Annotated in this window: 13 protein-coding genes and 1 pseudogene; 6 read left to right on the plus strand and 8 right to left on the minus strand. The window is 34.2% G+C overall.

Translation table 11 applies throughout. The features are described 5' to 3' along the window. Window positions 1-360: pseudogene (locus tag Cyrtocomes_RS03745) on the plus strand (hypothetical protein); the annotation flags it as partial. Between the two features lie 89 nt (window positions 361-449). Here the strand turns inward: Cyrtocomes_RS03745 and Cyrtocomes_RS03750 are convergent. Further along, window positions 450-1,223, minus strand: coding sequence for a hypothetical protein (locus Cyrtocomes_RS03750; protein ID WP_322497868.1), 774 nt, complete (start codon window positions 1,221-1,223; stop codon window positions 450-452). 207 nt (window positions 1,224-1,430) lie between these two features. On the opposite strand from Cyrtocomes_RS03750, the gene nuoF reads away from it, so the two are divergent. Both nuoF and Cyrtocomes_RS03760 read left to right on the plus strand, forming a co-directional pair. Next, window positions 1,431-2,720 (plus strand): NADH-quinone oxidoreductase subunit NuoF, encoded by a 1,290-nt coding sequence (gene nuoF / locus Cyrtocomes_RS03755; RefSeq protein ID WP_322497869.1) that lies wholly within the window; start codon window positions 1,431-1,433, stop codon window positions 2,718-2,720. 499 nt (window positions 2,721-3,219) lie between these two features. Further along, a complete protein-coding gene (locus Cyrtocomes_RS03760; protein WP_322497870.1) occupies window positions 3,220-4,704 on the plus strand; it encodes a PHA/PHB synthase family protein in 1,485 nt (494 codons plus the stop codon). Window positions 4,705-4,899: 195 nt separating this feature from the next. Here the strand turns inward: Cyrtocomes_RS03760 and Cyrtocomes_RS06145 are convergent, their stop codons facing one another. The 5 genes from Cyrtocomes_RS06145 to Cyrtocomes_RS06155 are packed head-to-tail and all read right to left on the minus strand — an operon-like array spanning window position 4,900 to window position 5,529. Then, the gene (locus Cyrtocomes_RS06145; RefSeq protein WP_410519700.1) at window positions 4,900-5,157 is read right to left on the minus strand and encodes a transposase; all 258 of its coding nucleotides are present in this window, start codon (window positions 5,155-5,157) and stop codon (window positions 4,900-4,902) included. Further along, a complete protein-coding gene (locus tag Cyrtocomes_RS03765; RefSeq protein WP_322497871.1) occupies window positions 5,106-5,237 on the minus strand; it encodes a hypothetical protein in 132 nt (43 codons plus the stop codon). Before Cyrtocomes_RS03765 ends, Cyrtocomes_RS06145 begins: the two co-directional genes overlap by 52 nt. Further along, window positions 5,206-5,280 (minus strand): hypothetical protein, encoded by a 75-nt coding sequence (locus Cyrtocomes_RS06150; RefSeq protein ID WP_410519701.1) that lies wholly within the window; start codon window positions 5,278-5,280, stop codon window positions 5,206-5,208. The genes Cyrtocomes_RS03765 and Cyrtocomes_RS06150 overlap by 32 nt, the downstream gene beginning before the upstream one ends. Next, on the minus strand, window positions 5,277-5,468 hold the full coding sequence (locus tag Cyrtocomes_RS03770; protein WP_322497872.1) for a hypothetical protein: 192 nt from the start codon (window positions 5,466-5,468) through the stop codon (window positions 5,277-5,279). Before Cyrtocomes_RS03770 ends, Cyrtocomes_RS06150 begins: the two co-directional genes overlap by 4 nt. Continuing rightward, window positions 5,449-5,529, minus strand: coding sequence for a transposase (locus Cyrtocomes_RS06155; RefSeq protein WP_410519702.1), 81 nt, complete (start codon window positions 5,527-5,529; stop codon window positions 5,449-5,451). The genes Cyrtocomes_RS03770 and Cyrtocomes_RS06155 overlap by 20 nt, the downstream gene beginning before the upstream one ends. A gap of 359 nt (window positions 5,530-5,888) precedes the next feature. Here Cyrtocomes_RS06155 and Cyrtocomes_RS03775 point away from each other — a divergent pair, with 359 nt between their 5' ends. Both Cyrtocomes_RS03775 and Cyrtocomes_RS03780 read left to right on the plus strand, forming a co-directional pair. Then, the gene (locus tag Cyrtocomes_RS03775; RefSeq protein WP_322497873.1) at window positions 5,889-6,296 is read left to right on the plus strand and encodes a hypothetical protein; all 408 of its coding nucleotides are present in this window, start codon (window positions 5,889-5,891) and stop codon (window positions 6,294-6,296) included. Between the two features lie 18 nt (window positions 6,297-6,314). After that, window positions 6,315-7,343 carry a hypothetical protein gene (locus Cyrtocomes_RS03780; RefSeq protein WP_322497874.1) on the plus strand — a complete coding sequence of 343 codons (1,029 nt, stop codon included), beginning with the start codon at window positions 6,315-6,317 and terminating at the stop codon, window positions 7,341-7,343. A 161-nt stretch (window positions 7,344-7,504) separates the two neighbouring features. Here the strand turns inward: Cyrtocomes_RS03780 and Cyrtocomes_RS03785 are convergent, their stop codons facing one another. Beyond that, a complete protein-coding gene (locus Cyrtocomes_RS03785; RefSeq protein WP_322497875.1) occupies window positions 7,505-8,278 on the minus strand; it encodes an NAD kinase in 774 nt (257 codons plus the stop codon). Between the two features lie 45 nt (window positions 8,279-8,323). Further along, window positions 8,324-8,635 carry a 50S ribosomal protein L28 gene (gene rpmB / locus Cyrtocomes_RS03790; protein ID WP_322497876.1) on the minus strand — a complete coding sequence of 104 codons (312 nt, stop codon included), beginning with the start codon at window positions 8,633-8,635 and terminating at the stop codon, window positions 8,324-8,326. 462 nt (window positions 8,636-9,097) lie between these two features. On the opposite strand from rpmB, the gene Cyrtocomes_RS03795 reads away from it, so the two are divergent. After that, window positions 9,098-9,625 carry a hypothetical protein gene (locus tag Cyrtocomes_RS03795; RefSeq protein WP_322497877.1) on the plus strand — a complete coding sequence of 176 codons (528 nt, stop codon included), beginning with the start codon at window positions 9,098-9,100 and terminating at the stop codon, window positions 9,623-9,625. The last annotated feature ends 88 nt before the right edge of the window (window positions 9,626-9,713 follow it).

The following is a 9,713-nucleotide window of genomic DNA, read 5'->3' on the forward strand; positions in this document are numbered from 1 at the left end:
AATCGCCATGTTATCGGCAAATCAGGAACCGTATGCATTGAGCATAATAACAGCAACACAAGGCATGACCCGCCGCACAAAAATTGTATCCAAAGAAGAGGAAATGGTTACTATAAAGCTCTGGTGCGCTCTTACAACACCGGAGATTTTTCAGCATTATCAGGGATACATTATTATCTATCTTTAGGTGAAAACTCTCGAAAATTGTATAAGATTACATGTCATTCAGTATCGCTAGAACGATTTAAAATTATAGCCAGCATAATCAGAAGAAAAAGATTTTGGTTAAGATTCAATTTGATTGCTGGAATTTATAATTTGGAATTAATGAGTTTTGATATGGTTGGCAAAGCAAGCTAGAGATACGATTATTGCTATGATGAAGTAAAACCTTCTTCGCTTATCACCTTCTATTCTAAAACAAGTTATCTATCTTTGAACCTTCCATTTTAAAAGGATAAATAAATGCCCAAGCTAATTTTATGAATAAATGGGGTAACAAATTCACCTTTAAAAGAACTATCAAATTTTCTAAACGCCTCTCTTTTTATATTTAAATAATCAAATTCATATTTTAGACCAACAGATAGTACATCTAAATATACATGGTACATTAATCCAAAACCAAAGTTCGCACATATTCCCACCATGTATGAAGGATCCTCGTTCTTAAAAAGCAGCACATCATCACCTGTAATCTCATTGGTAGCATATAGTACATTCTCACTATTTTTAACCCTTGAAAAAGACATACCTATACCGCCTTCAAAGATCCCACCAATCTTTTTGTCTTCAGGTATTTCTGCCTTATATATGGCCTGAAGCGTTGCACTAATAGCTTGTAGCTTAATATTATAATAAGTATCAATTGACTTAGTTATCACTTCACAAGATGCATTATGCAAATACGAGAGCTTGCCACCAAAATATACATTATCCCATTTATTATATGAGATTAGTAGTGACACACACTCCCCAAGTGCATATTTTTTAAAATATAATTCTTGTCTGTATTCTAATGGATCTTCTAGGCCAACACTCTTCTGGGCTTCAAAAAAAGAGCGAAAACCAAAGTTTGTTGCCGCCCCTAATGAAAAATTTATCAAAAAATCCTTCTCATCACTATACTCTTCCTCAAATGCAACACAGGTATGTGGCAATATAAACAAAACTGCATAGAATAATATCGCTCTAAAAACAGAAGTCATACCAAATTTATACACATCGCCCCTCAAGAATTATCATGATTATACTCCAGATATATACGCAGGGAATTATCAGATTTTACACCAAAACTCAAGCAGAATAGCCTGAATAAGCTATATTAATCTATGAGGTAAATTTTACCATACTTATTATTAATTATACCTTTTGCCAAAGGTATATAAATACTCTATTTGTATTAGTATGTATTTACAACTGCTTCTTTTATGATTGATGAATCAAATAAAGTGTTCCAAAATCTAGATGGTGGGCTTGGTGCAGATCTAGAATCCGCTATGAAAAGGAGTGATTGGTCTTGTATTGCAAAATTTTTACAACAAGACCCAGATAGCATTATAGAAGAGATAAAAAAGTCTGGATTAAGAGGAAGAGGTGGCGCTGGTTTTTCAACTGGGGTGAAATGGTCATTTATGCCTAAAAACTCGAAATTACCGTCATATCTTGTAATAAATGCAGATGAGAGCGAGCCAGGTACATGCAAAGATAGGGATATAATAAGGAGAGAGCCGCATAAAATGATAGAAGGAGCTGTTATTGCTTCTCATGCCATAAGAGCAAGAGCCGCATATATATATATAAGAGGTGAGTTTCACGCTGAGGCCTTAATCTTACAAAGTGCTATAGATGAGGCTTATAGCAACGGGTTATTAGGCAAAAATCATTGCAATTCAGGAAGAGATTTTGATCTTTATATCCATAAGGGTGCAGGTGCATACATTTGCGGGGAAGAAACCGCGCTTCTAAATAGCCTAGAAGGGAGAAAGGGTATGCCGAGACTAAAACCACCAGCATTTCCAGCTGCTGTTGGCCTTTTTGGCTATCCTACAACCGTGAATAATGTTGAAACTATTGCAGCAGTACCTACAATAATGAGAAGGGGGCACGAATGGTTTTCTTCTATGGGTAGAGCAAATAATAGTGGTACAAAGTTATTCTGCATATCCGGGCATGTTAATAACCCATGTAATGTAGAGGAAGAAATGTCAATACCACTCAAGGAGCTGATAGAAAAGTATGCTGGCGGTGTTATTGGTGGGTGGGATAATTTACTTGCCGTAATACCTGGTGGTTCCTCTGTTCCAATGATAACAAAGGAGGTGTGCAATGATGTTCTTATGGATTTTGATTCATTGAGAGAAGTGGGTTCAGGATTAGGAACTGGAGGTATTATAGTTATGAATAAGAGCACAGATATAATAGAGGCAATAGCAAGATTATCACATTTTTATATGCATGAATCATGCGGTCAGTGTACGCCGTGTAGGGAGGGTACAGGGTGGATATATGATATAATGACAAGATTTGTAAAGGGAAAAGGAAAACTCAATGAAATTGATAAATTACTTGAAATAACTAAACAAATGGAAGGGCATACCATATGTGCGCTTGGGGATGCTGCAGCATGGCCGGTACAAGGTCTTATAAAAAATTTTAGGCCACTTATAGAAAATAGATTGAGTAAGGTGGGGAATCATAAATACAACACTAAAAATTAGTTTGGCTAAATAACTGCTGTTGTTAAATCAATATTTGAGATTTTGGCAAGCATAGATCTTTAAAGAGCGCTTTCTATCATTAGTAGATAGCGCAATAGTGCGAAATATTGGTAATATGCAAGAAAATGTAATTCATATAAGGGCGTGAAGGATGGTATAGGCTTTTAAAGGTATTTAAATTGAAGATACAGTTATAAAGACAAACTAAAAGCGGTAAAATTATACCAAGAGAATATAAGAAGCATGAATTTTATGTGTCTAGAATGAACAATGCCAATTGTTTAATACAGAGCTTGTATTCACGATTGATAATAAGATACAGTTTAATTTTAAGTAATTTTGAATATTTTAATTTAGAGTCATGATACCATGTAGCACCCTTAGCACTAATATAACAAAGGCAATAGAGAAATATAGCGAAGCTCTAAGTCTAGCCGCGCAAATAGACAAGGAACATAGGGTATTCTCTTACCTCTGGTCTATATCATTTGGGGAATTTATGAAAAACAACCTCTCATTATATAATCAGCTACAAAGTGGCTATACAGGTTTTATAAGCGCATTCTTTCAAGGGCCAGATCTATTTAGTAACTTTGCTAAAATCACAGAAAAAAATTTAGAATATTATAAAAATTTTTGCACAAGCAATTCACATAGCGCAGATCTTAGTGGGGCACTGGAATTTTATAATAAAGTGATTATTGATCTTACTTCTCCGGAAAAACTTGCTTCTCTTTATTATAAGATTGCAGAGTTAACTATCTCTTCGAACGGTCAAAATATACTCGATGGTGCCGAAAATTTTCTACAAGATGCAAAAAAATCATTATCTAAAAAATTATTCACTATATCTACTGTTCAAGACGATTTATTTGAAGTTGGCGTAAATCTTGCTATCACAAAAGGTAAAGTTGTCTTTCAAAACGAATTATTGCAAATTATCCAGTACGAACCTGCGACAGATGAGGTAAAAGAAATACCGATACTTTTTATACCAGCATGGATAAATAAATTTTATATTTTAGATCTTCAAGAAAAAAACTCTATGGTTAGGTGGTTAACTCAAAAAGGATATAGGGTTTTTGTTATCTCGTGGATAAACCCAGATGCTACTTATAAAAATACTGGCTTTGAGGATTACATGATTAAAGGGGCTATTGCTGCAATAAATGCAGTAAAGAAAATTGCATCTTCAACCACTGTCAGCTGCGTTGGGTATTGTATGGGCGGTACATTACTATCTGCTACACTTTCATATCTAGCAAAAATAAAAGATAAAAGCGTAAGCTCTGCAACTTTCTTATGCTCTTTATTAGATTTTGAAGAAGTGGGGCGTATCGCAATTTTTATAAATGAGAACCAAGTCTCTTTTATAGAAAAAATTATGGAAAGAGATGGGTATTTTGATGGAAGCTATATCGCATCAGTGTTTAGTTTACTAAGACCTAATGATATGATGTGGGAGTACTTTGTAAATAACTACTTAATGGGCAATCAGCCATCAAAACTTGATTTATTATTTTGGAATAATGATAACATCAGGATCCCTGCTAAAATGCACTCATATTGCCTAAGAAATATGTACATGAAAAACCTTCTTTCAAAGCCAAACGGACTTTCTATTAATGGTAAGGGTATAGATTTTAATGATATAAAGATACCGGTATATATCTTTGCAGCTAAGGAAGATCATATTTGCCCTTGGAAATCAGTATTTAAGGCTGCCCCCCTCTTTAATGGTGAAAGAAGGCTGGTTCTTGGTGGGTCTGGACACATAGCAGGTATAATAAACCATCCTGATCGCAATAAATATTGGTATTCTATACTTGAATCAGATTTAGATGAAAATTCCAATAAGCACGAGGGTTCGTGGTGGCTTGATTGGTCATCTTGGCTATCTACAAAGCTAGGTAAGAATATAGAAGCAAAGGGCGTAGTTGATGCGGGACTTGGTGAAGCACCTGGCTCTTATGTTAAGATGTAAGATATTTAACACACATTAATAGCCGCTCTAAATATCTTATTTTACAGTGTGCTATTAATGTAAGATGTATATAGTCATATATGGTATAACCGGTTCAATGATTATATTTGCACAGCTCTGCTAATTTCATAAATCCTCCGAAATCTATATAGGCTTGGTATAGCTTTTGCAGCCTTAGAGCCTGTCTTGAAAGTATTATGGTTCAGCTAATCTATTGAGCATAATCATATTGATATAGAGAATATGTTCAGAGGTTTTGTGGTTATGTTCATAGTCCTTACTCATTAGCCTAAAATTATTAAACCAACCAAAGGTATGTTCAACTATCCAGCGTTTAGGAATTACTTTAAAACCTACTTGATCAACAATTTTACGAGCAATTGCCAGTAAAGTGCCTAAAGTTAAAAAACACCAATTTTGTAATGCTCCAGCAAACCACCATCTGCAAAAAATTTAACAGGATATTTTGCCTTGGCTTTTGCGAGTACATTTTTTGCACCATCACGATCTACGATCTTGGACGTTTGCTCCATGCACTTCACATGATAGTACAAAACCAAGAGTATCTGTCGTTATATGGCGTTTCCTACCCTTAACTTTTTTGCCAGCATCATATCTTCTGGCCCCCCTTTTTGTGTTGTCTTTACAGATTGACTATCGATAATTAGTTGATGTTGGATTTTACCTGCTTTTTCCCTTACAAGTGTGACAAATGTATCATGAATCTCTTGCCACTTACAGTTCTTAACGTAAGTAATAATCATAAACTGTATGCCAAGTGGGAAAGTCTTGAGGTAATAATCGCCATTGGCAACCGCTTCTCATAGAATTGCGTTAATTACATTTTATATATCATGTTTACGAGGGCTTTACCTTGAGTAACAAAAGGCTCCAAGATTAGCCATTCTTTATAGCTTATATCACTAGCATACATACGCTCCACGTATTGAATTTCAAGTATTATAGATTTTTCTCATAATACTTTCAAGACAGGCGCTTAGATACATGTATATGAGTAACTTGTTGGATTAATCGCGAATTTTCATTCGGAGTGTCCATAACTATGCTGGGTACGCTATAAGATATTATATATATAAGCTATATAAATTATAACTCAACCAATATACTAGAAATGCACGTCATAAGTGCGTAGAATATATTGATTTTTAGTTAGTTATAAAATTATGAAAGAAACAGAGGAGGTTATGACACAAGATAATCCAAAAAAGCCGTCATTAAGGAGGTTTTTTCTTCCTAATGTTACTAGAATGTCTGATGACAATGTGCTATTGGTTAAAAAAGATGGTATTAATAGTGTAATTACACATAGTATAAAAAATGGCATTAGTATTGCTGGTAGAGATATTTGTACAGATTATTTGGGTGCCGCTCTTGAACGTGTATACCTGGAAACTGGCGTTCGATTCATTGATTATCTTGATGCTGATTCAGTACTTATAGTTCATCTAAGCTTATTAAAAGATTTTAATAAATGGATTATAGAAGGGTTGCTAAGTAGGCTTGAGGATGAGGAGTTTGCAGAATATAAGAGTGTTTATGCAGAAATATTATGTTCTACAGACAGTGATTAGGATAAGGTTAATAAGATTATGAAAGGATTTACGTCTAGATATTATAAGAATTCTGAGATGAAATTTCCCTATGTTGGGATGGGAACGATAACAAAAGAGCTGTTTGTAAAATCAAGTGTTGAAGATGATAGTGGTAATTATAAAGACTTGATAAATAGGTCGTATCAATCACCAATTTCAGAATATTTTAAGGTAATGGGAGATGCTATTAATGATGTGGATGAATTTTGCGCTGCTCTTCGGACATTAATTGAAAAAGATCCATTGATACATGTAGTTAATCAGGTAATAGCGATGGTTAATGAACTTGCCGATAGTCAAAATACTGAAACGAAGCAAGGAGCGCAAAAGTTCAGGCAATTTATCAAAGATAACTGTGATATTACGCTCAAAGAAAAGCTAAATGAAGTAGGGGCCATTTTGGGTCATTTTAATGATATGAAAATACTCTCAGAGCTATTTGGGTATAAAATAATTCTCGATGATAATATGAAGACATATGAGGTTAATAATAAATTAGATTCTAATTATAAGAAATTACTTGGTATAGTTCAAAAACATATAGAGGATCAAGAAAATTGCAATTTAGAAGGGGTTAGAAAAATATGTTTAGGAATACATTATACACTAGTCAGATATCAACTAAGTGGTAATATAAGTGATAATAGATATAATACTTGTACCTTTGCACAGATGCGTGAAATATTCTCTACTTTACAAGAGAATGTTAAAGCAGAATTGGGGAGTATGCCGGAGCATATGAATGATTTACGTACAGCATTAACGAATATTAGCGATGTCTTAGAAGAAGAAGGAAAGAAAATACGTTTTGCACCACGCTCAGCTAAGTTTGGGAAAGATTATGGCTTCTTGGATATAGTAGTGTCTAATATTGTAGATTTTTTTGAATCTCTTGGTACTAAGATTGCTAATACTGTAGAATTTTCTGGAGAATGCCTCAATTCTATATTACGTATTATAAAAGCTATTTTTGAGTTTATAGTAAATTTGATTGGTTTAGGAAGGGAATCAGGTCAATCTCTTTAATATTCTTTTAAAAGCAAAAATATTTAAGTTTGGTGGAAAGCCATCGCTACAAGATATAAAGATTTAGTAAAAATGTCAGGAAATGCTGCGCTTAACCATTCTTATGTTCTCTAATAAGAATCAAATTTATTCTATAGATCTATAGCGAACACTGCCAAAGCTTAAGTATAAAATTGCTCCTGCAACATCCTATCTTCTAAATTATCATTACTATCTGAGAGTATCGTGAGTTTTATATCGTTTCTTTGAAAAATCTTTACTTTTACCGCATTTCTAACTTCTGTAAAATCTGCCACGGCACTTATCTGTCGTTTTTGATGCTCAAGTACCTCGATTTCGATTATACTTTTATTACTTAAAAGTACGCTGCGCCAACTTCTTGGGCGAAATGGGCTTATTGGAGTAAGGGCCACTACATTTGCAGATAATGGTATTATATTACCACCTGCCGCGTAGTTATAAGCACTACTACCAGCAGGCGTTGAAACTAAGATGCCATCTGATACTAACTTACCTAATCTTAACTTCCCATCTATGTATATTCTTAAATTTGCAGCTTGGTGGAGCTGTCTTAAAACTGATACCTCATTAACGGCAATGGCCTTAATGAGCTCACCATCATCAGTTAACACCTGCATTTCTAAGGGATGTAATTCCACAGGAACAGAATTCCTAATCCTCTCTATCATATTTTCGGAACTATACTTGTTAAGGAGGAATCCAAGTGACCCTCTATTCATACCAAAAATTGGAATATTGAGGCCTATAAATTTATGAAGAGCTCTTAACATCATACCATCCCCACCAAGAGTTAGTATCACATCGAAGCACAACCCACCATCAACGGAAATATCTGTAATGTCATACAATTCGCTAAGCTCACAAAAGGCCTGACGTGCATGGTGCGAATCGCTGTCAAAAAGGCAACCTATCAACAAACCCTTGGACAAAATGCTATAGTTCCTGAAATTAAGGAAATACTATATTAAAGATGGTGCTTCAGAATTAGAAGAAGACATAACCTTTAGTATCCTTTTCTTAAAGTCTAAAGCTTCTTTGGAAAGCGTAGAGTTACGGGAAGAAATCAGATAAGAATCAATTCCACCATTATGTTCTATACTTCTAAGTGCGGCGGTAGATATTCTAACTTGGACTTTGCAACCTAATGCAAAACTCATCAGCGAAACTTTCTGTAAGTTAGGACGAAACTTTTTCTGTGTTTTTCTATTGGAATGAGAAACATTATGACCAAATAAAACCTCCTTACCACTTATGAAACATCTCCTAGACATAAAACGAAGCTAAAACCTTTAAAAGATCGAGAATTATATGGCACCAAATTAATTAGGTCAAGCACCATTGGCGTTGTTAAATAACGAATGGCTTGTGGTACTCTGTCTTAAAAGATATTAGAGGGAGTATTTCAATGATTGTGACAGTAAAAATTTGGTAAAGAATGGTATATCGCCAAAATTTTCTAGAGAATGGTTTGAGCTGATCGGTATTTTAGGGGGTTAATACGCAAGGAAATCATAAAAAAGCCAATTATCAAATGAATTAAAAGAAGAATGATTTCATCTGGAGATATACAAGTATTTTATACCTAGTTTATTTGAGATGGTATAATACTTCTTGTATTACAGCGTATTAGCTATGCTAATTTAACTTAAATAACTATATATATGATATCTATTGTCTATATTGATACAGAAATGGCACAATAAAATATCTATTCCTCTTAATATATATTGAAAATGGCAGGCTATCTCAATGACGCAGATCTTGCAAGAATTAAACAAGAGCTCGAGGGAATGGGAGTCCATCATAGGCATGGAACTGTTAATATTAGCGCTACAGGTATTATTACTATCTTATCTAAGAGTAAAAAATGTGTAGATGAGTTTAGAAATGGTACTCTTAGCGTTAAGTATTTAATGGAGAATTTTTCCCCAAGGAATCTTTTTACTATTAGGAGCACTATCTTATGGGCCGTAGATTCCGGTATAATTGGTATTCGTGATCTGGGAAGATTAAAGCTTCAAGATGAAGAACTTGGAATGATAATTAGGGTGTTTTCAGAGAATCAATCTAATTTTTTTGAATTTGTAAAAGAACAAACTCAAACTATACAGGAATTAAGTTCATACCTAGCGAATATATTTAATGATCAGAAATTTATAAATTTTAATGGTAATATTTCGGCATTGCACATAAATTCCAGCCATAATGCCATCGAGGCTTTGGGTAAGTGCCTAGGCACTGTTAACAAAGGTTGTATTTAATAGATGCTAAAGCTATAAAGGCAAGGAAAGAGAGATCGGATTTCTCAAATCGTAATGCTAAGCGTCGATTTTCTTTGAGTTTAGCGAA

Source organism: Candidatus Cyrtobacter comes, assembly GCF_034470605.1.
Taxonomy (GTDB): Bacteria; Pseudomonadota; Alphaproteobacteria; order Rickettsiales; family Midichloriaceae; genus Cyrtobacter; species Cyrtobacter comes.